We start from the raw sequence: 21,261 nt of genomic DNA, 5'->3' as shown, positions 1-21,261 counted from the left end.
AAACCCTCCTCAGTCGAACAGCGACACGGAGGCCGGAAATTTCCATGTTTCGATCAGTTTTTTGTAGGAACCGTCGGCGGCGATCTCCTTAAGGGCGGCCTCGAGCGCCGCCTTCATCGCCGTGTCGCCTTTGCGAACCGCCATACCGATGCGCGTGCTGTTTTCGAACTCACTACCCGCCACCGCGTAGACTCCCGGAACCTTGTCCATCAGTTCGACCGCGCCAGGCGTCGAATTATAAAAAGCATCGGCACGCCCTTGCCGAACCGTTAGCGCTGAATCCTGCGCGGTCGGCATTGTCATCACCGTGATTCCGGCAAGCCCCCGCTCGCGGCATTGCTTGTCGTCGTTCCGGGCGTAACTTTCCTGGATGCCGCCAAGCGTAACCGCAACGGTCTTGCCGCAGAGGGTGTCGTCGCGGCCCGTGATTTTCGAAGGATTGGCGGCCTGCACGATGACAAGGCTACCGAGCTTCAGATAAGGGACGAAGTCGACCTGGCTAGCCCGTTGTTCGTTGATATACATCGCCGAATTGATGATATCGAGGCGCCCGCCCTGCAGCGCCACGATCAGGCCCTTGAACTCCATGTTCATCGGGTTTGTCGCAACACCGAGCTTCTTGCTCAGCAGGCCGATCATGTCGATGTCGAAACCCGCCGGCTTTCCGTCCTTGGTGAATTCGAACGGCGAAAAGGTCGCGGCGACGCCGTACGTCAGAGTGCCTTTTTCGACCAGCGTTACGGCCGAGAGATCGGCCGCCATGGAGGGGGCGGCCAGGAAGATCGACAGGATTCCGCAGACAAGGCGCGAGCGTGGCATGACGACACCTATCAACTAGATTGTTTTATTGTAAAATAATGTACAATCTCATGTTACCCCGTCAAGCTCTTTTGTTCGGCAGTTTGCGATGAAACGTTCACCACACAGCTTTTGTTCTCGGTTGAGCCGGCATTTCTATTGTATTAAATGAAACGGAATATACCGTACCGCAGGGCTTCGCCGCTATGACTCGATCGACCCAGCAAACCCGATTCCGCCTGGCCAATCAGATTCTCGACGTCATTCGTGACGCACGGATGGAGCCGGGCCATCACCTTCGCGAGCAGCAACTCGCGGACCTCGTCGGCGTTTCGCGGACGCCCATCCGTTCCGCACTGGATCTTCTCGCAGAGCGCGGCGTCGTCGAAACGCGAAAGAACCAGGGGTTCTTTCTGCGGAAGCCATTCGACATCTTGCATCGGATCGAAATCGAGATCCCCTCGACCATCGAAGAAGAACTTTATACCAAGCTCGTTCGCGATCGGCTCGCAACTCGCATCCCAAATTCGGTCACGCAAAGTGAGATCTCACGCCGCTATGACGTCGACCGCGTTGCGGTGACGCGCACGCTTTCGCGCCTCGCCGAGGCCGGCCTGATCGTACGCAACCCTGGCCACGGCTGGACCTTCGCACCTACCCTTGATTCATTCATCTCGCTCCGCGCGAGCTACGAGTTCCGACTCACCCTCGAGCCCGCCGGCTTCCTGGTGCCTACGTTCAAACCGGATCACGCCGCAATCGAACGCATGCGCCTGCAGCATTTGTATCTCGCCTCTCACCCGGATATCGCGTCGGTCAGCAGCATGCAGCTGTTTGAGACCGATGCGGCGTTTCACGAAATGTGTGCCGAGTCCAGCGGCAACGCATTCTTTGCTCAGGCGATCCAATCCCAAAACCGTTTGAGACGGCTCCTGGAATTCGGCAGCTATTTCGACAGCCGTCGCGTGCGCGAATGGTGTCGCGAACACCTCGGAATCATCGAAGCGATTGCTTCCGGCAATTTCGCGGAGGCTTCTGTTCGTATGCGCAGCCACCTCGAACAGGCGTTAGCCTCGGCTCAAGTGGCGGCAAAGCAGTCAGACACGGTTCCACCAAATCGGGCGCCTTGACCTTGCAAGGGCTTCCGCTACGGCGGCGCCGGACGGAGTCGTGGCATCGATTAGAGACTTTCGCCAGCGTCATCGTTGATGAGATCGGGATTGGTTCGCATCAAGGCGACCGTCGTCTCGACCACAATGGATAGATGCGCGCGCAGGATTTTCTCGGCCGTTTCGGCGTCCCGCGCAACCACGGCTTTGAGGATGGCGCGATGCTGGCGGATCAGCAAATCGACGGGCGTGACCTCGGGCAGGCTGAGAAAACGGATACGATCGAACTCGGCCTTCTGGCTCTCGACGATCGACCAGATATCACCATAACCGATCGCATTCGCAAAGGTGCGGTGAAATTTGTCATCCGCGTCCGTAAAGCGGTCCGGATCGTTGCCGGCCTCTCGCTGTTCGGCGATCGCACGTTCGGCTTGCTTGAACGCCACCTCTGGTAACCCAAGCTCGGCTGCCTCGCGGATGATGCCGAGTTCCAACGCGTTCCTCACGAAGCGGGCGCGCTTGATGGCCCTAAGCGATATACGGCTGACGAAGGTGCCGCGCTGCGGCCAGACCTCGATCAATCCATCATCGACCAGCCGGACAATCGCCTCGCGAACCGGCGTGCGGCTGGTGCCGAAGCGGAGGCCGAGTTCATTTTCCGAGAGCCTCTCGCCCGGGCGCAATCTCATGCGGACGATGTCTCTCCGGATCGTCTCATAGATTGTCGCCGCGCTAACGGGCGTCTCGCCCCGTCGGGGTAGAGTCCGCTTCTCCTGAACCATATCTCTCCTCGAACGACCGCAGAACACCGCCTTGACAGCATCTTGTATACAAGTATACGTGTTGTATGTCCATGCTCCGATCGCCGAGGGCCGATCGTCCGAGCCTTCAAAAATAAAGCCGTCGCAACAAAGTCACGCGGGAGGATTGCCTGATGCCGTCACTGGAACGCAGCGTGTTTGCGCTGGCCGTTGTCGCCTGCATCGCTACGTTGGCTTCTCCGGTCAAAGCCGACGAAGCCGCACCCGCCAGCAGCCCCCGCGTCCAGGCGATCCAGAAGGCGGGCGTTTTTCGCGTCGGCGTGCTCGCCAACCCGCCATGGCTCGTCGAGAACACGAGCGGCAGCGGCGAACAATGGTCTGGGCCCGGCTGGACGCTTGCCAAGGAATACGCCCGCCTGCTGGGCGTGAAGCTGCAACCGATCGCGGTCTCACACGAGACGAAAGTGCCGGTGCTCGCTTCCAATCAGGTCGATATGACCGTTTCCCCGCTTTCGGTCACTCCGGAGCGCCTCAAGGTGATCGACTTCATTACTTATTCCGCAACCAGCCTTTGCGTGTTCGGCCGCGCGGATAACCCGAAGGTCGCCAACGCCAAAACCATCGACGACTTCAACAAAGAAGGCGTGATCGTCGCCTATTACACCGGAGGCGGCGAGGAGCACTGGGTCAAGACCCGCTTCCCGAACGCGACACTGCGCGGCGTTTCCACCGCCGGCACGGCGGCGCCCGTCGAGGAGATCATGGGCAAGCGTGCTGACGTCACGCCCATCAACCGGATTCCCTGGGTGGCGCTCAACAAGAAGGTCAAGGGTCTGAAAGCGCTGCCGGAGGGAAACAACTGCCAGGACAGCAAGGAAATGGGCACCGACATCGGTTCGGCCATCGACAAGAACCAACCTGAGTTCCTCACCTGGCTGAAAGCTGTCGCGGCGCGCATGCAGCCTGAGCTTGCAGCTGATGAATCCCGGATGATTGAAAAGATGTAGCGCCCGCCGGGCCACTGCTCCGCAGTCCTCAGGCTTGTCCCGCCCCGACCGATCACTGGCCGCATCATGGATCTGGACTTCTCACCCCTGATCGATAGCTGGCGCTTCCTCGCCTCAGGCCTTGTCCTGACGATCCTGCTTTCGGTCGCCGCCGTCGTTTGCAGCTTTGCTCTCGGTCTGGCCGTCGCTCTCGGCAGAATGTACGGGCCAGTATGGCTGCGCGCGCCCTTGGTTTTCTATATCGATTCCATGCGCGCGATTCCGGTTTTTGTCGTGCTGGTCTGGATCTATTTCGCGGTGCCGATCATTTCCGGCTATAGCTTCGATCCCTTCTGGGCTGCACTGACCGGCATCACCATTCACGTCGCTGCCTATGTCGCCGAGGTCGTCCGCGCCGGAATCACGTCCATTCGCAAAGGACAGATCCAGGCCGGTCTCGCCATCGGCATGTCAGGCGCTCAGATCGTCCGAAAAGTTCTATTGCCGCAGGCGACGGTGCGGATGCTGCCGGCCTTCGGCTCGATCGTATCGGTTACGATCAAGGATACGGCTATCGCGGCCGTCATCGCCGTGCCCGAGCTGATGCGCCAGGCCGAGACCGTGGCTGGCCAAAGCTACCGGCCAATCGAAGTCTTCACCACCGTGATGGTGATCTATTTCCTGCTGATTTTTCCCGTCACACGTTTGATCGACCGATACTATATCCGCGTCGCGCATCTGGGCCGTTCATGAACCTTGACTGGTCCATCGTCTGGCAAAGCCGTTGGCCCCTGCTCGAAGGCGCGCTGGTCACCATCGTCTTGACCGCACTGACCATGATCATCTCGGTACCCGGCGGTATCGCGCTGGCGTTGATGCGCGGTTCGCGTTTCAAAGCCATCGCGTGGTTTGCGACAGGCTGCGTCGAACTCTTCCGCAACCTACCACTTCTGCTGCTGGTCTATTGGGCTTTCTATGTCATGCCGGTGCTGACTGACCTCAGTCTGCCGCCCTTTGCCACGGGCCTGACCGCACTCTGTCTGAATGTCTCGGCTTACAATTCGGAAACATTTCGCTCGGGCATCAACTCGATCCGCAAGGGCCAGTCGGAAGCCGGACTTGCGCTTGGCATGAGCCGATCGGAAGTCTTGCGTAAAATCGTGCTGCCGCAGGCCTGGCGGCGTGTACTGCCGATCCTCGCCAGCACCTGGGTTTCGCTATTCAAGGACACTTCGCTCGTCTCCGTCATTGCCGTGGGTGAGCTCGCGCATACAGCCATGCAGATTCGCTCGCAGAGCTTCCGGGTGCTGGAAATGCTGACGGCGATGGCCGTGATCTATTGGTTGATGGGCTACCCGCAGGCCAAGATCGTCGACTGGATCCATCGGAAATATGGAGTGCGGGAATGACCGCTTTCGCGCGCAAGAACGCCGATAAATCACCGACACTGGTCTATGCGAACGTCCAGAAATGCTACGGCACTTTCGTCGCTGTCGACGGCGTCTCGTTGCACGTCAATACCGGCGAAGTTGTCTGCCTGATTGGCCCCTCCGGCTCCGGCAAATCGACGCTGCTCCGATGCACGAACGCGCTGGAGACGATCGACGGCGGCGAAATCCGCTTCGAAGGCAAGCGATTGCCAAAAAAGGAAGCCGACATCCGCCTGATACGCCAGCGGATGGGGATGGTATTCCAGAGTTTCGAGCTGTTCCCGCACAAGACGGCACTGGAGAACGTCGCCATCGGACTGACCACCGTCAAGAAGATGCCGGTCGAGAAAGCCAACGCGCGCGCCCTGGCGCTACTCACGAAAGTCGGACTAGCCGACAAGACGGCCAACTATCCCGCGAACCTCTCCGGTGGTCAGCAGCAGCGTGTGGCGATTGCCCGGGCGCTCGCCATGGAGCCGCATGTCATGTTGTTCGACGAGCCAACCTCGGCACTTGATCCCGAAACCGTCGGCGAGGTGCTGAACGTGATGCGCAACCTCGCGCAGGAAGGCATGACCATGATCGTCGTCACGCACGAGATGAGCTTTGCCAGACGCGTCGCCAATTGGGTCGTGGTATTCGAACGTGGAAAACTGCTCGAACAGGGCCCACCGCAGCAGATATTCGAAACCCCTACTGTCGAGCGGACCCGGGATTTTCTAAGCCACCTCGGCTGGAGCGGCTGAGGTCGACGAAACAACACCCTCAAACAACGGACGAATAATTTGGAACAGACCTGGCGTTGGTGGGGCCCGAACGACATCATCACCCTGGCACATATCTGCCAAGTGGGGGCAAGCGGCATTGTCACGGCCTTGCACGACATCGCGACCGGAGAACTCTGGTCATCGGACGCCGTCGCCGAACGCAAGCGGACGATCGAGACAGACCACCGCCTTGGCCTGCGCTGGAGCGTGGTGGAAAGCTTGCCGATTCACGAGCGGATCAAACTCGGCGAGGGCGACCTCGGAGAATTGCTGGACACCTATCGACAGTCTATGCGAAACCTTGCCCAGCATGGCGTGACGACCATCTGTTATAATTTCATGCCCGTGCTCGATTGGGCGCGGACACAACTTCGCGCTCCGCTGCCCGGCGGCGGCAGCGCGCTCCGCTTCAATGTGCATGAATTCGCAGCTTTCGACTGCTACATGCTGCAACGCGACGGCGCGGACGGCGAATATAGCGCCGAGGTTCTCGACCGGGCAAAATCCTGGTTCGCCAAGGCAACCGAAGGCGACAAGCGTCAACTGCTTGCCACCATCATGGCTGGACTACCTGGCGCTTTCGACCGCTACGACGTCGATGGATTGAAGACGATGCTGGCGTATTATCGTGGCATCGACCGCACTCGCCTGCGTGAGAACCTGGCCCATTTCCTGCGCGAGATTATTCCGACGGCGGAGGAAGTCGGCATCCGGATGGCGATCCACCCAGATGATCCACCAAGGCCCCTGCTCGGCTTGCCGCGCATCTGCAGCAGCGCCGAGGATATCACCTTCATTCTAGATGCGGTGCCCTCGCCGTCGAACGGCCTGACCTTTTGCACGGGCTCACTCGGCGCCAGCTACACCAACGATCTGACGGCCATGGTACATCGGTTTGCGCCGCGCATCTATTTTGCTCACCTGCGCAATGTCACGAAAGAGAAGGACGGCTCTTTCATGGAAGCCGATCACCTCGGCGGCGACAACGATATGGTGGGCGTCGTCAAAGTGCTGTTGGGTGAACAAAAACGCAGGCGCGATGCGGGCGAGGCAAACTGGCGCATTCCGTTTCGCCCTGACCATGGCCATGAACTGCTGGACGACGTCGGCAAGGCGACGCATCCCGGCTACCCCGCGATTGGCCGCATGCGAGGACTGGCGGAAATCCGCGGTGTGATGACGGCGCTTGCGGCCGAACACGGTTTTCCGATTTAGGAGCAACTGGTTGTCTCCCCGCTTGCGCCTGTCAGCCGCCAACCTCTCTGCACTGCCTGCAAATCTGGCGCGGCCGGTGTACGATCGTTCGGCCTTACGTACCGGCATCGTGCATCTTGGGGTCGGGTCCTTTCATCGTGCGCATCAAGCGGTTTACACGGACAACGTGCTTGCAAGCGGCGATCTGCGCTGGGGTATCGTCGGTGCCAGCTTGCGAAATTCCGATGCGCGCGACGCATTGAAACCGCAGGACTATCTCTACACGCTAAACCTGCGGGCTGAGACGGAAACGTTGCGTGTTATCGGCAGTTTGCAAGATATCCTTGTTGCGCCCGAGAACCCCGCAGCTCTCATCGAAACGCTTTGCCAGCCATCGGTCGCCGTTGTCAGCCTGACGGTAACTGAGAAAGGCTATCACTACGATCCGGCGACCCGCGCACTCAACGAAGACGATGCCGATATCCTCCATGATCTCGCCCATCCACACGCGCCGCGCACGGCCTTCGGCTTCATTGCCGCCGCCATTCTTCGCCGACGCCGGCTCGGTATCACCCCCTTCACGGTCCTGTGCTGCGACAATCTCCCGGCCAACGGCAGCACATTGCACGGCCTGCTGTCCCGTTACGCCCAACTCGTGTCGCCAGATCTCGGCGGCTTCGTGCGTAACGAAATCCGCTGTCCCGACACCATGGTCGATCGAATCGTTCCGGCAACGACGGATGACGATCGGCAGCACCTGAGCGAAACCGACGGCATCGACGATCGTTGGCCGGTGGTCGCCGAGCCCTTCACCCAATGGGTGATCGAGGATCGTTTTTCCGGCGCCCGCCCGGCCTGGGATGAAGCCGGCGCGACGTTCGTCAGCGACGTGGCCCCGTTCGAGTCCATGAAGCTTCGCATGCTCAACGGCAGCCATTCGGCGCTGGCCTATCTCGGCTATCTTGCGGGCCACGACACCGTGGCAGAGGCGATGGACGACGACGCCCTGGCCGGTTTTGTGGAAGGTCTCATGACCGACACGATACCGACGCTCGATCTGCCTTCAAATATCGACGTCGAAGCCTATAGGTCATCCCTGCTGACGCGGTTCCGCAACGGGGCGCTGCATCATCGCACATGGCAGATCGCGATGGACGGCTCTCAGAAGCTGCCGCAGCGCATTCTTGGCCCCTTACGCGAACGTCTCGCAAAGGGATTGCTGATCGAACGCCACGCGCTCGTGGTTGCCGGCTGGATGCGCTACGTCACCGGCATTGACGAGCGTGGCCGGCCGATCGACGTCCGCGATCCGCTGCTGAACTCCTTTCAGGAAAGACTTCACGGCGCTGGCGGCAATGCCGTGCGCATCGTTGGAGACTTATTGGACCTCAAAGCTATCTTCGGCGACGATCTCCCCGCCGATCAACGCTTTAGGCAGGCGGTCAGCGACGCTTTGAGCAATATTTATTCTTTGGGTAGCCGACAAGCAGTCGATCGTCTCGCCAGATTCTGAAGACGTCGTTGGCCGAGTGATCGATTTGCAATCCCGTCAGTCCTAAGTTCTGCGCCGCAGCGCAGCCGCAGACCGGGCGCGTGCCTCGATGGCGGACCACGCGCCGGCGCGAATGTCTGAAGCAGGCGCAATCCACGATCCGCCAACCGCGACCACTTGCGGATGCGCAAGCCACTCGGCGATGTTGGCTTCATTGATGCCGCCTGTCGGACAGTAGCGCACGGTAGGGAACGGCCCGCTCAAGGCGCCCAGCGCCGCAAGGCCACCGGCCGGGACGGCGGGAAAGAATTTCACCAATTCGAAGCCGCGCGTCGTGCAGGCGAGCAATTCCGAGGCGGTCTGGATCCCCGGCACGAAAGGCATGTCGAAATCCACCGCGGCCTGGAGCAGGTCCGTCGTCATGCCCGGGCTGAGCGCGAACGCGGCGCCAATTTTCGCAGCGCTTTTCATGTCATCCGGAGTCACAACGGTTCCCAGGCCAACGATCGCTTCAGGCACACCGCGGAGGATCGCCTCCGCCGCCGCCAGGCCTGCATCCGTGCGCAGCGTAATTTCGACGGCGCGCAGGCCACCTGCGATCAGCGCACGGGCAAGGGGAACCGCATCGTCGACCTTTTCGATTGTGATGACGGGCACGACCGGAGCAACTGCGAACATGGCTTCCAGCCGGGCGCGGGCCTTGTCGGAACTCATGCGATTGTTCCTTTCATAATCAGGTGAACGGGCATGGCGTCCCTTGGGATTACGGCACCGGGCCACTGGATCACCGCGCCCGCAAGGCGATGGCCCGCGCGCGCCGCTTCTACCACTGATGCACCGGTTATGCGGGCAGCAAGATAACCGGCGTTAAAGGAATCACCGGCAGCCGTCGTATCGACCGGTTGAAGGACCGCGTCGAGCAAGACTTCGATGCGATTACCTTCCGAGTACACGATACAGCCGCGTGGACCCATCTTGACGACAATCTCGGCGATGCCGGCGGCACGCAGACGCTCAGCGCAGCTATCGGCATCGGAGTCGCCAAACAGAAGCTGCTCATCATCGAACGTCGGAAGCGCGAGGTCGACATAGGGTAAGAGGTTCTCGAACACCCGCCTCGCCGTCGCTGCATCGCTCCAGCCGCGCGGACGATAGTTGCCATCGAACGCGACGAGGCCGCCGTTGAAGCGGGCTTTCGTCAAAAGTTCAATGAGCCGTGCCCGCCCTCTGTCACTATAAAGCGACAGGGTAATGCCGGACAGATAAAGCCAATCGAAGTGCGCCAGGCGTTCGAGCGCAAGGTCATCGACGAGCTCGAAGAACTCCCGCGCCGGCGCCCGGTCGCGCCAATATAGAAAACTTCGCTCGCCCAAGGTATCGCGCTCGATCATGTAAAGGCCCGGTAGACGACCCGGCAACCGAACCACCTCATCGATATTTATTCCCTCTGCGCTCCAGGCGCTGAGCATCATACCGCTCAGCGGATCGTCGCCTAGAGCGGTAACATAGGAGATCTCGACGCCAAGCCGGGCGAGATAGAGCGCGGTGTTGAGCGTGTCACCGCCGAAAGCTCGACAGAACGATCCAGCGCCAGCATCGGATAATTCCACCATGCATTCTCCGATCGAGGCTACTTTCATCAATTTACTTTCGGTGGAATCGCGGGCAGCGTCGCCAGCGGGGACACGAGAAGCATGTCCTGCCTCGATGTGTCCATGTTGCTGTATCTCCGATTGTTTGTTTCCCTGGGGACCAGACTGCCGCATTCTAAAGCTTCCAACAATGCAAGTTTAAGCAACCGACGACGCAAGTTCACCCTCCATCGCATGTTCCAGCAAGAGCACGGTATGCGCGCGACAATTGAGCTGCGGGCGATAGCTGATATCGCCTTCGGTTCAACCCCTGAGAATTTGATGTCTGCTCTCCAGAAGCGGAGATTTTGCTTGGTTGCCAATTCGTTATTGGATGGCGCCGTTTCAGTAGGTCGCGGTTAGCCCATTTATGAGAATTTTGGCTTAACTTGACCGAATGGAGCGACGAGCAACACAGCGGCGGCGGGTTCTGAAAGGCGGATCGATTGAGTTCGACGGCAGGACAGTCGAATGCGTTTTACGAAACATTTCCCCAGCGGGCGCGGCACTACAAATAGACCGTCGGCTTTGTATTCCTCACGAATTCAAGCTCAACATTCCACACGGTGAAATCAGCCAGAACTGTCGCGTCGTGTGGCGTACAGAAGCGCTGATCGGCTTGGCCTTTGAAGTGGCGGCCTGATTAACCTTCAACGGAAGTCAAACGGCGCCCTGCCCTCGTCCGCTTTCCCCAAAGCCCGACGTTCCCTGAACGTTGGCTTCTGACCCAGGCTCTGTAAAAGGGTATTCACCCAGCCCGGGCTACCGAATGCAACTCGTTGACAAGCACGCGCATGTTTTCGCTGTAGTCGACGGGCGCTACGACGAGATGTACGCCGCCTTCTCTGAACGCAGCTTCCAGCATCGTCGAGAGTTCAGAAACCTTGCCGACGCGTGAGCCCTTGGCGCCGTATGACTTCGCATAGGCGACGAAATCAGGATTACCGAAGTCGAGGCCGAAGTCGGGAAACCGGTCGACTTCCTGTTTCCATCGGATCATACCATAGGCGTGATCCTCCAGCACGAGTACGACAAGGTTCAGCTTGAGCCGCACGGCCGTCTCAAGCTCCTGCGAATTCATCATGAAGCCGCCATCGCCGCAGACGGCGAGCACGCGTTTGTCAGGATGGATCAGCGACGCCGCAATCGCCGAAGGGAGACCCGCTCCCATGGTTGCAAGCGCGTTGTCGAGCAGCAGCGTATTGGCGACGCTGGTGCGATAATTGCGGGCAAACCAGATCTTGTACATGCCGTTGTCGAGAGCAACGATGCCATCTGACGGTATGACCTGGCGGACGTCGTGCACGATGCGCTGAGGCGTCAGAGGAAATCGATCCTCCGTCGAGCCCTCAGCAAGGCGGGCGAGAATCCCGTCCCGCAGACCCAGCAATGCCGAGGCGTTGGGGAGTTTGCCTTCCAGGCGATCGGCCAGACCAGCAAGGCTGGCGCCAACGTCTCCGACGATCTCCGCCTGCGGGAAGTATACTTGCTCGACCGTCGCCGGCGTGGCGCCGACATGGATCACCTGCGGTCCATCATGGCCCATCAGAAAAGGGGGCTTCTCGACGGTGTCATGGCCGATCGAAATAATCAGGTCGGCCTGGTCGATCGCCTCGTGAACCCAATCCCGCTCCGACAGAGCGGCCGTGCCCATATAGAGATTGGAGCCCGCATTGACGCTCCCCTTCCCCATCTGGGTGTTGAAGAATGGAATCTTGCATCGCCGTACGAACGCCGACAGCGGCTCGGCGAGCCGCGGGCGGCTTGCGGCGGCGCCCAGCATGACAAGAGGCCTGCAGGCGCCCACGATCATGGCTGCGGCGCGCTCGATTGCCACCGCCGGCGCAACCGCAAGCTCGACGACATGCGGGGAAATGATCTCCGCAACCGCTTCATCGGCCGCGATATCCTCGGGGAGTTCGAGATGCACGGGGCCTGGCCGCTCCTGCTGCGCAACCCTGAAGGCGTCGCGAACCAGCGTCGGTATGCTTTGCGCAGCGACGATCTGCGTCGCCATCTTGGTGAGCGGTCGCATGGTTGCGACGATATCAACGATCTGGAAGCGCGCCTGACGGCTGCTTCGGATCGCCTTCTGTCCGGTGATCATGACCATCGGCATCGCGCCCAAATGTGCGTAGGCCGCAGCCGTCGTCAGATTGAGCGCACCGGGACCCAGCGTCGTCAGGCAGACGCCCGCACGTCCGGTGAGACGCCCGTAAGTAGCCGCCATGAAGCCGGCAGCCTGCTCGTGTCGTGTCAGCACGAGCTTGATCTTCGAGCGCCGCAGCGAATCCAGCACGTCGAGATTCTCCTCGCCGGGAATAGCGAAGATATATTCTACGCCCTCGTTCTCGAGGGCGGCCAACAGCAGATCGGAGCCTTTCGTCACGTTGCCGGAGCTCCGCTAGTCCGAGCTTCAGCTTTCTCCGCCCGGTGCGGCAGCGTCCAGTTCGGCCGAACGAAGTGACAGGTGTAGCCGTCCGGATATTTCTCCAGATAATCCTGATGCTCGGGCTCTGCCTCCCAAAACGGTCCGGCGGGCGCTACCTCAGTGACGACCTTGCCCGGCCAAAGGCCGGAAGCATCGACATCGGCGATGGTGTCTTCAGCGACCCGCTTCTGCTCGTCGTTGGTATAGAAGATGGCTGACCGGTAGCTCGCTCCCCGATCATTGCCCTGGCGGTTCAACGTCGAGGGATCGTGGATCTGGAAAAAGAATTCCAATAGCTTTCGATAGCTGATGACTTTCGGATCGAAGGTGATCTCGACGGCTTCCGCATGGTTGCCATGGTTGCGGTAGGTCGCATTCGGCACCTCGCCGCCGGAGTAGCCTACCCGCGTGGAAATTACGCCGGGATATCGGCGCAGCAGATCCTGCACGCCCCAAAAGCAGCCGCCGGCAAGGATTGCTCGTTCCGCTGAAACTGTCATGCCTGTACTCCTTCGGTTCGCTGCGGGCGTTGTTCCCGAGGCTCACCCACGATAGCACAGTGAAGTTGGACGATACAGAGGTGCAAATATCCACGAACGAGCGTGAACCAACGCTGTTATCCGACAACCCGATAGGCTTTCTGCCGACACCTCGGGTTCCCAATGCGATATCGCATCACTCGAAGTAGTGTCTACGCCGTTTCGCGCAATTTTCGGCCTGCAACGCAACGCATTCGTGACAACGCAAACAGCTTGCGGCTAACGAATGCAGTTAAGCACTAGCCCGACTATTTCTCCGGCCCGGCAGCCGCGGACCCAAAGTCGACATTCTTTGTTTCCGGCCCCAACGCTGCTCCGACGAACACGAGGACGGCTCCGACCACCACCAACACCAGGACGGTGTATTTGAACGGCATGAGATATGAGAGCCAAGTCTGATAGAAAACGTAGAACGCCGGCAAGATGATTGCGAGGCTGTAGCCCAGGCCGAAGCCGGAGGCCCTGACCGTGGTCCTGAAGCGTTCGTTGACATAGACCGTTCCGAGCGCGCCGGGCGCAACGACCAGCACGGTTGTCAGCGTCGTCAACAGCATCACGCGCGGCAGATCGCCGGGAACGGTATTGAGAAGCAAGTAGTAGCAAAGCGTCCCGAGCGTCGCCGTACATACGCTTGCAACAAGCAGGTAGGTTCGACGCCCGATCACCTGGCTGAACGCGCCACCGGCAATATAGACGACGCTCAACGCGAGATAGGCGATAACGAGCGCGCTCGTCGTCTCGATGCTTCCGACCTTCATCTGCACCGCCAGCAATCCGGGCATGACGGCGAGCGATGCGTTGAGGAGCAGCCAGAAGCCCGTCATCACGACAAACACCTGCAAGAAGCTTTTCAGGTTTTCACCGGTGAACAGCATCTTGATCGGCGAGCTGGTATGCGCGGTTTTGTCTGACTTGCGCCAGATCTCGGATTCTTCGACCGAGTTCTTGTAGTAGTAGGCGAGTACGAAGGCCATGATGGCGCCTACGAAGAAGGGAATTCTCCAACCCCACTCCACGTAAGGCGAGCCGGGCCCCCTGGCCGAAAACACCAACAGCACCGCCAGCGTCACCAGCGAGATGCCGGCGGTGCCAAGCGGCGCGGCACTCTGGATCACCGCGCCATAAAGACCTCGCTTTTCTTTCGGGCAATACTCCATCGCGAGCGGATTGGCGGAGGTGTATTCCCCACCGAGAAAGATTCCATCGATCAACCGCAAACCGATAAAAATCCAGATCACGGCTGGACCCAAGGTCCGGTAGCCGGGCAAGAGGGCGATCAACAGCGTCACCACGCCAAAACCCATCACCGAGATGATGGTCGTCCGCTTTCTGCCGATGGTATCGGCGAAGTGGCCGAAGATGAACGCCCCCAGCGGCCGGCCGATCAGCGTCGTCGCAAAGATCATCGCGGACGCAACCGCTGCGATACCCGGCGGTAGATCTGCTGGGATGAAGTAGGCCATGGCAGGGGCCAGCGCGATCACCGGCAGGAAGATGTCGTAATTGTCCACGAAAAATCCCGCCGCGGCGCCTCCGATTGCGTGACGCGCCTGCGGGCTCAGTTTGTTGTGCGCCGGCGCTGCGACCGCATTCTGTTTTGCGAGATCATCCATGATGTCTTCTCCGTTCGTAGCCGTACCGCTACGCATGTTTCCGCCGTGCATCGTGCGCGCGGCTCCGCGCGCCCGTCATTTTCCCGCGACTTCAAGTTCGACCAACTGCTTGCGCGCCTGCTGCGCCAGATAGCGGCGCAACCGGATCACGCCGGCATCGTGCTGGTAGAGCATCTCGTATTTTTCCAGGCCCGGCTTGACGCCGGAAAGGATCTCGCGGTCCTGCTCGAGAACGGCCCAGTGACGGGGCTCCAGATTGGTCTTGTACAGGAAGCGCCAGACATCGCGTTGCCAGCCGCTCACCTTGCGGACGCGCCAGAAGAACACGCACATCGTGTTTTCGTCGATCGGGGTACCAAAACCGACGATTCCGAAATTGCCGCCAGGTCCGCCCGATGGCGGGTAGGGAATTTCCAACCGAACATAGATCGCGCCCTTATCGACGAATTCGCTCCAATCGAAATTCACATCGCGCTGGCCTTCCTTCTCAAAGAAATAGCCGTGCGGTGTATCGCGGGTGACGAAGTGGGCCTGGGTGTCGCCCTGATACATGGTGTGGGAGTTGGCATGCAGGAATGTGCCATGCATGGGATCCATGAGATTGTCGAAGGCATAACGCCACGCCATCTCCCAATCCGCATAGCACAGGAAGTGCGAGTATTCCGGATCGACCAGTTGCTCGGGCGGCTCGAATGCGGGAGCTTCCTGATTCAAGGCGTCGCCGAACCAGACAAAGATCGCATCGGCGACCTCACACGAAGGATAGGTCTTCACCGCCTTCTTGCCTTCGAGCGGACAACCGGGCTGGCCGGGGACCTTCAGCACCTTGCCGTCGGGTCCGACCTCGACGCCGTGATAATTGCAACGCAGCCGATCGCCTTCGTTGATGCCGCGCGACAGCGGCACCGCGCGATGCGGACAACGATCGACCTGCACGTGGATTGTGCCACCGGAGTCACGCCACAGCACCAGCTGCTCGCCGAGCCGCGTGAGACCGAGCGGCTTGCCGCCGGCCTCGACAAAGCGCGAGGGAAGGATCGGCCACCAGCGATTGCGCAACCCGGTGCGCAAATAGGCCTGAACCTGCTGATCGGTCGGTGCGGTGCTATTAGCGGAACGGTCCAGTGTCGCGACGCTCATGATCAAGCTCCCAGTTCCTGCATCACAGCGGTGAAATTCTCTCTGGTCCACGCGCCGCCACTCGGCGGCCGCACGCGCGAGGCGTTCAGTCCAGCGATCAATTCGTCAAGCTCTCGGGCGCCCTTGCTGAACACGCCCTCGATCGCGTTGGCGAGTTCCTGCTGCCATGCGGTTGGCGGTTGAGTCCGGGTTTGATGCGGACTGAGGTAGGGAAATTGGTATTCCATAGCTTCCTCCCGATCAGGGTTCACTCGATATCGTTCAAAACCTCGGCGCATCCGCCGTGGCAGCAATGCAATCAAATATCCAGAACAAGGCGCGAGCCCGCCTTGGCCCGCGACACGCACGTCATCATGGTCTGGTTTGCCGCCCGCTCGGCCGACGACAGGATGCTGTCGCGATGGTCGACCTCGCCGGACACAACGCGGGTCTCGCAGGTGCCGCAAATTCCCTGTTGGCAGGAACAGGGAACTTCGATGCCGGCGTCATTCAAGACATCGAGGACTGTGCGATCTTCAGGCACGGTGAGCGTGAGGCCCGAGATGTTGCAGACCACTTCGAAACTGCCGGAGGCGCCCTCGTCGGCACGGCTGCGCGGTGCGAACCATTCGAAGCGCACCGCATCCTGCGGCCAGGCCGTCGTCGCCTCCTCCACAGCCGTCATCAGCCCCTCGGGCCCGCAGCAATAGATCATCGCGCCGGTCTGAACGCCCGCGAGCTGCGCCTCGACGTCAAGACGTGTGCCGGCCTCGGAACTGTGCAGTGAAATGGCGCCGCCGAGCGCGCGGATCTCATCGAGAAAAGGCGCGTCGCTATCCCGCTTGTTGCAGTAGAGCAATGTCCACGGCCTACCGTCGGCGCTGGCCTGCCGCATCATCGGGATCAGGGGCGTCACCCCGATGCCGCCTGCCACGAAGATGTAGCTCTCGGCGTCTTCAAGCGCAAAATTGTTGCGCGGCGCGCTCACGGTCACGAGTTCACCGGGGCGAAGCCTCCGGTGCACGAAGGTCGACGACACGCCGCCGCCGACCGCGCGAATGCCAAGCCGATAGTGCGAACGATCCGACGGATCGCCGCACAACGAATATTGCCGCAAAGTGCCGTCCGGCAGGCGAAGATCGACATGGGCCCCGGGTTCGAAGGGCGGCAATAGCGTGCCGTCAACGGCTGAAAGTTCCAGCGACAGCACCCCAGATGCTTCCCAGCGCATGGCGCGCACGCGGACCTGCAAGCTCGATGGCGCGGCCACGCTCGGCGCGTTCGCATCGGTCCCTGCAGGCGTGGTCATTTCTGCGGTGTCTGACATCTCACCTTCCTCACACCGCGATCGCCGCCCAGGGATGCGGCCGGTTGCCAAGGTCAACATAAAGCGATTTCTGTGCCATCCAGGCGCGGATGCCGTTGCGACCCTTCTCACGGCCGACGCCGCTCTCCTTGGTCCCGCCAAACGGCGTCGAAATCGAGAATTGCTTGTAAGTGTTGATCCAGACGGTGCCCGCGTCGATGCCGCGCGCCACGCGCCAGGCCTTCGGGAAATCCCGCGTGTAGATGCCGCAGGCAAGGCCATAGGCATTATCGTTGGCTTCCTGCATTAGTTCCGCTTCGTCGTCGAACGGCAGCACGGCCAATACAGGGCCGAACACTTCCTCGCGGCAGAGCGCTGCACGGTTGTCGAGACCGGCGATGATGGTGGGCCGATAATAGGTGCCCTGCTGATAGTCAGCCCCTTGCGGACGCTCGCCGCCGGTCAGCACACGCCCGCCATCGGACCGCGCCCGGGCCACATGGGCCTCGACCTCGTCGCGATGCTGTGGCCTGATCAGAGGTGCGACCTGGGTCGCCTTGTCGAAGGGATGACCGATCCGCAAGCTTTCGGTCGCGGCCACGAGCCTCGCCACGAATGTATCGTAGATGCTGCGTTCGACGAACAAACGCGAACCGGCGATGCAGGACTGCCCGGTCGAAGAAAAAATGCCGAACAAGACGCCGGCGCAGGCGATGTCGAGATCGGCATCGGCGAATACGATCGTCGGCGACTTGCCGCCAAGTTCAAGCGACACCGTCATCAGTTTGTCGGCGGCCTTGCGCGCCAAGGCGCGACCGGTTTCGGTGCCGCCCGTGAAAGAGACTTTCTTGACCGCCGGATGCGTTACCAGCCGCTCGCCGACGATCGCGCCGGCGCCGGGCAGCGTAGAGAACAATCCGCGCGGCAAGCCCGCTTCATCGATGATGCGTGCGAGCTCGAGCGAGACTAAAGGGCTCCAGGACGACGGCTTGAGCAGGATCGCGTTGCCGGCTGCCAGCGCCGGCGCCACTTTTTGCGCATCGGAGGCGATCGGCGAATTCCACGGCGTGATGCCGGCGGTGACGCCAAGCGGCTCGTGCACCGAAAATGTCAGGTACTGACCCCGCGACGGGGTGAGCGCCTCTTCCATGGTCTCGAGCGCTGCCGCCATGTAGCGGAAGGTTCCGGACGCACTCATCGCCAGTGCAAAGGTTTCGGTCAGGGTCTTGCCGGTGTCGCGCGACTGTACCTGCGAGATGCGCTCGGCGTTCCGCGCAATGCCGTCAGCGATCCGATAGAGAAATGTAGCACGCTCATGCGGCAGCAGCTTCCGCCAGGCCGGATCGTTGGCGGCCTCTTCGGCGCGCTCGATCGCAAAATCCACATCCGCGGGCGAAGCTCCAGATAGCCTCGCGTTCAACGACCCGTCCGCCGGGAAATGCGAGACGATTTCCGCGCCGCGACCGCGGCACCACTCGCCTCCGATATAAATCCTGTCCTGCGTTTCCATGAGAGTGCTCATCGGCGCGCCCCTGGATCACGACGGTGCCGGCGCGGTTGAATACCCCGCAGCATCACACACGCCCTCCCGCTGCACCGGCCGGCGGACCGGCAAAGCTTTGCCGGAACGGTCCGATCGCGACCATGTCGATTTCGATCAGGCAAGGCCCCTTCACGGCCATGGCGCGATCGAGCGCGGCATCGACGTCCTCGATCCGCCGCACAGTCTCGTGCGGCAGGCAGAACGCCCTGCAGACGTGCGAGAAGTCCGGCGTCAGGATGTTGGAGTAAACCCTGCGGCCGCCATATTGCGCGTCCTGGATATTGCGGATGACGCCATAGCCCTGGTCGTTCATCAGCAGGAAAACCATGTTTGCCTGCATTTCGACGGCAGTGGCAAGCTCGCCCAGCATCAACTGCGAGCCACCGTCACCGAGCAGCGTAATGGTCTTTGCCTCAATGCCGGCCATGGCCGCGCCGATGCCCATCGCGATGCCCTGACCGATGCCGCCGCCCAACGCGTGCACGCCAAGATGCGGCGCGGCCAACCGCACATAGCGGTTGCCGAAGGTGCTGTTGGAAATCGTGACGTCGCGCACCCAGGGATGACCGTTGCCGCTGACCCGCCGGCTCAACGTATCGGCGAGCGTCCCGTAAGGACCGAGATTGTCGCGTAACGCCGCCTCGGACTGGCCGCGCGTGGGTGCGATCTCCGCAAGAAACACGGCGTCGGTATCAAGTTGCTTCGGCAATCGCTGAAGAAGGCCTTCCAGGACCAGCCTCGCGTCGCCGCAGATAAACTGCTCGACCGGATAGTTGCGGCCGCTTTGCAGCGGGTCGGCATCCACCTGAACAAGCGGCGGCAGCGCCATCCGGTTATTCTTGGTCTCATTGCCGCGCAATCTCGAACCGATCACGATCATCAGATCGGCGCGGGCATAGATCGCTTCGGCATCGCGCGTCATGTTGAAGGCGCCGAGATTTCGAGGATGGCCTTCGGGCACGACCGCGCGCCCATTGGTGCTGGTCACCGCACCAAAGCCGCGATCGACGAGTTCAAGCGCAGCAGTAGCCGCCCCTCGCGATCCGCCGCCGAGCCAGAGCAGCGGCCGTTTGGCTTGCCGCACACGCGCCGCCAGCGCATCGAGTTGAGAAGGCACAGGCACGGCGCGCGGGATGTCCAACGTACCGCCAACGTCGCGGCGCTGGACCTTCAGCCGCTGCACATCGACCGGGATTTCGAGCGTGACCGGTCCTGTCGGCGCCGTCAGCGCCTGACGCGCGGCCGAAAGCAATGTTTCCACCGCAGCCGACGGCTCCCAAATACGCAAGTACGCCTTGCTGATGGCCTTCAGCATGTCCGGCTGCCGCGGCACGTCGTGGATCGCGGCTCGATCGCGATCGACAAACTCGCGATCGACCTGGGTCGTGATATGCAGCACCGGAGAGCCCGCCGTCAGCGCTTCGACCTGTGAGCCGGCGGCATTGCCCGCTGCCGTGCCGGTCGAGGTGATGCAAACGCCGAGCGACCGCGAGACCCGCGCATAGCTATCGGCCATGTTCATCGCGCCCGCTTCGCCGCGGGCCGGCACGAAACGGATTCGTCCATGCCGCGCGATGGCGTCAAGAATCGGCATATTGTGAATCGAAATCACGCCGAAGACCGTGGTGACACCGAGATCGGCGAGCGCACGTGCAATCGCATCTCCAACGGCTTCCTCATGTAGCGTGGTATCGGAAGGAGTGATATGCTCTTTGGCAAAAGGAATATTCATGATCGTGATCCGTTAGATGTGTCGTGACACGCCGCCGGAAATCTCGAGGCTGGCGCCAGTGATGTAGCTTGCGGCGGGCGAGCCGAGAAAAACGATGGCCCGCGCCGGTTCTTCCGGAACGCCCAACCGCCCAAGTGGAATTTTCTTTTCGCGCGCGAGGTTCGAAAACCAATCCTCGCGGGACTGCGTCTTGTCAGTCCGCGCCTCGAAACGCCGCTGCCATTGGCCGGAATCGACCAGTCCCAAAAGCACGGTGTTGACGCGAATTTGCGGCGCGAACTCGCTCGCCAGCGACTTCAGTAAATTCTGCACGCCGGCGCGTGCCGCCGAGGTGCAGACCATGTGCGGCTCCGGCTGCAACGCCAGCAAGGAATTGACCCCGACGATGGCGGGGGAATCGCTTGCTTCCAGTAACGGTTTGAAGGCGCGAATGGGCAGAATCTGGCTGAAGAATTTGAGATCGAATTCCTCCCGCCATTGCGCGTCCGACGTGGCCTCAAACGTGGAAACAAGCCCCTGCCCGGCATTGTTGACCAAGAGGTCGACCCTGCCACCGCTCCACGCCCCGACCTCGCGGGCAAACGCACTGACCGCCCCGGTGTCGAGCACGTCGCATGTCTGCGCGAGCACGCTTCCCGGCTTGAGGTCGTCGAGGAATGTCTTGGCGCTCGCGAGCCTCGCTTCGTTGCGCCCGCAGATCGCGACCCGCGCCCCGCCTTCGAGAAGCAGCTTGGCGGTCGCAAGCCCAATGCCCGAACTTCCGCCGGTGACGACCGCGATGCGATTGGCAAGTTTGAGGTCCAAAGCCGC

General features: G+C 61.0%; 21 protein-coding genes. 8 read left to right on the top strand and 13 right to left on the bottom strand.

Going from position 1 to position 21,261, the window contains the following annotated elements:
* Nucleotides 1-9: 9 nt before the first annotated feature.
* Entirely contained in the window at nt 10-819 is an 810-nt protein-coding gene (locus tag ABSE61_RS27415) for an ABC transporter substrate-binding protein (protein WP_423874284.1), read from the bottom strand.
* A gap of 185 nt (nt 820-1,004) precedes the next feature.
* On the opposite strand from ABSE61_RS27415, the gene ABSE61_RS27410 reads away from it, so the two are divergent.
* The gene (locus ABSE61_RS27410; RefSeq protein WP_423874283.1) at nt 1,005-1,928 is read left to right on the top strand and encodes a GntR family transcriptional regulator; all 924 of its coding nucleotides are present in this window, start codon (nt 1,005-1,007) and stop codon (nt 1,926-1,928) included.
* Between the two features lie 50 nt (nt 1,929-1,978).
* Here ABSE61_RS27410 and ABSE61_RS27405 read toward each other — a convergent pair whose 3' ends face one another.
* Complete coding sequence (locus ABSE61_RS27405; RefSeq protein WP_423874282.1) at nt 1,979-2,689, bottom strand: GntR family transcriptional regulator; 711 nt, start codon at nt 2,687-2,689, stop codon at nt 1,979-1,981.
* 152 nt (nt 2,690-2,841) lie between these two features.
* On the opposite strand from ABSE61_RS27405, the gene ABSE61_RS27400 reads away from it, so the two are divergent.
* The 6 genes from ABSE61_RS27400 (at nt 2,842) to ABSE61_RS27375 (ending at nt 8,558) form a co-directional block, all read left to right on the top strand.
* Entirely contained in the window at nt 2,842-3,675 is an 834-nt protein-coding gene (locus ABSE61_RS27400; RefSeq protein WP_423874281.1) for a substrate-binding periplasmic protein, read from the top strand.
* Between the two features lie 66 nt (nt 3,676-3,741).
* On the top strand, nt 3,742-4,407 hold the full coding sequence (locus tag ABSE61_RS27395; protein ID WP_423874280.1) for an amino acid ABC transporter permease: 666 nt from the start codon (nt 3,742-3,744) through the stop codon (nt 4,405-4,407).
* Nucleotides 4,404-5,063, top strand: a complete 660-nt coding sequence (locus ABSE61_RS27390; protein WP_423874279.1) for an amino acid ABC transporter permease — start codon at nt 4,404-4,406, stop codon at nt 5,061-5,063. Before ABSE61_RS27395 ends, ABSE61_RS27390 begins: the two co-directional genes overlap by 4 nt.
* Entirely contained in the window at nt 5,060-5,830 is a 771-nt protein-coding gene (locus ABSE61_RS27385; RefSeq protein ID WP_423874278.1) for an amino acid ABC transporter ATP-binding protein, read from the top strand. The genes ABSE61_RS27390 and ABSE61_RS27385 overlap by 4 nt, the downstream gene beginning before the upstream one ends.
* Before the next feature lie 39 nt (nt 5,831-5,869).
* Nucleotides 5,870-7,066, top strand: coding sequence for a mannonate dehydratase (gene uxuA, locus ABSE61_RS27380; RefSeq protein WP_423874277.1), 1,197 nt, complete (start codon nt 5,870-5,872; stop codon nt 7,064-7,066).
* 10 nt (nt 7,067-7,076) lie between these two features.
* The gene (locus ABSE61_RS27375) at nt 7,077-8,558 is read left to right on the top strand and encodes a mannitol dehydrogenase family protein (RefSeq protein ID WP_423874276.1); all 1,482 of its coding nucleotides are present in this window, start codon (nt 7,077-7,079) and stop codon (nt 8,556-8,558) included.
* 42 nt (nt 8,559-8,600) lie between these two features.
* Here the strand turns inward: ABSE61_RS27375 and eda are convergent, their stop codons facing one another.
* Nucleotides 8,601-9,251: a bifunctional 4-hydroxy-2-oxoglutarate aldolase/2-dehydro-3-deoxy-phosphogluconate aldolase gene (gene eda / locus ABSE61_RS27370; protein WP_423874275.1), complete on the bottom strand. Its 651-nt coding sequence runs from the start codon at nt 9,249-9,251 to the stop codon at nt 8,601-8,603.
* Nucleotides 9,248-10,150 carry a sugar kinase gene (locus ABSE61_RS27365; protein WP_423874274.1) on the bottom strand — a complete coding sequence of 301 codons (903 nt, stop codon included), beginning with the start codon at nt 10,148-10,150 and terminating at the stop codon, nt 9,248-9,250. The genes eda and ABSE61_RS27365 overlap by 4 nt, the downstream gene beginning before the upstream one ends.
* Before the next feature lie 415 nt (nt 10,151-10,565).
* Between ABSE61_RS27365 and ABSE61_RS27360 the strand changes: the two genes are divergently transcribed.
* Nucleotides 10,566-10,811 (top strand): PilZ domain-containing protein, encoded by a 246-nt coding sequence (locus ABSE61_RS27360; RefSeq protein WP_423874273.1) that lies wholly within the window; start codon nt 10,566-10,568, stop codon nt 10,809-10,811.
* A 105-nt stretch (nt 10,812-10,916) separates the two neighbouring features.
* On the opposite strand, the gene ABSE61_RS27355 is transcribed toward ABSE61_RS27360, so the two are convergent.
* The 9 genes from ABSE61_RS27355 to ABSE61_RS27315 form a co-directional block, all read right to left on the bottom strand.
* Entirely contained in the window at nt 10,917-12,557 is a 1,641-nt protein-coding gene (locus ABSE61_RS27355) for an acetolactate synthase large subunit (protein ID WP_423874272.1), read from the bottom strand.
* The gene (msrA, locus tag ABSE61_RS27350) at nt 12,554-13,099 is read right to left on the bottom strand and encodes a peptide-methionine (S)-S-oxide reductase MsrA (protein ID WP_423874271.1); all 546 of its coding nucleotides are present in this window, start codon (nt 13,097-13,099) and stop codon (nt 12,554-12,556) included. The genes ABSE61_RS27355 and msrA overlap by 4 nt, the downstream gene beginning before the upstream one ends.
* Before the next feature lie 287 nt (nt 13,100-13,386).
* Nucleotides 13,387-14,751 carry an MFS transporter gene (locus ABSE61_RS27345; RefSeq protein ID WP_423874270.1) on the bottom strand — a complete coding sequence of 455 codons (1,365 nt, stop codon included), beginning with the start codon at nt 14,749-14,751 and terminating at the stop codon, nt 13,387-13,389.
* Between the two features lie 75 nt (nt 14,752-14,826).
* The gene (locus tag ABSE61_RS27340) at nt 14,827-15,891 is read right to left on the bottom strand and encodes a Rieske 2Fe-2S domain-containing protein (RefSeq protein WP_423874269.1); all 1,065 of its coding nucleotides are present in this window, start codon (nt 15,889-15,891) and stop codon (nt 14,827-14,829) included.
* 2 nt (nt 15,892-15,893) lie between these two features.
* Nucleotides 15,894-16,118 (bottom strand): recombinase-like helix-turn-helix domain-containing protein, encoded by a 225-nt coding sequence (locus tag ABSE61_RS27335; RefSeq protein WP_423874268.1) that lies wholly within the window; start codon nt 16,116-16,118, stop codon nt 15,894-15,896.
* Between the two features lie 71 nt (nt 16,119-16,189).
* Nucleotides 16,190-17,197 carry a PDR/VanB family oxidoreductase gene (locus tag ABSE61_RS27330; protein ID WP_423874267.1) on the bottom strand — a complete coding sequence of 336 codons (1,008 nt, stop codon included), beginning with the start codon at nt 17,195-17,197 and terminating at the stop codon, nt 16,190-16,192.
* A 10-nt stretch (nt 17,198-17,207) separates the two neighbouring features.
* Nucleotides 17,208-18,698 (bottom strand): aldehyde dehydrogenase, encoded by a 1,491-nt coding sequence (locus tag ABSE61_RS27325; protein ID WP_423874266.1) that lies wholly within the window; start codon nt 18,696-18,698, stop codon nt 17,208-17,210.
* A gap of 52 nt (nt 18,699-18,750) precedes the next feature.
* Complete coding sequence (locus ABSE61_RS27320) at nt 18,751-20,451, bottom strand: thiamine pyrophosphate-binding protein (protein WP_423874265.1); 1,701 nt, start codon at nt 20,449-20,451, stop codon at nt 18,751-18,753.
* 12 nt (nt 20,452-20,463) lie between these two features.
* A complete protein-coding gene (locus ABSE61_RS27315) occupies nt 20,464-21,255 on the bottom strand; it encodes an SDR family oxidoreductase (RefSeq protein WP_423874264.1) in 792 nt (263 codons plus the stop codon).
* Nucleotides 21,256-21,261 lie beyond the last annotated feature (6 nt).

This window comes from Bradyrhizobium sp., assembly GCF_049519115.1.
Classification (GTDB): Bacteria; Pseudomonadota; Alphaproteobacteria; order Rhizobiales; family Xanthobacteraceae; genus Bradyrhizobium.
This window is presented reverse-complemented; position numbering and strand designations above follow the sequence as displayed.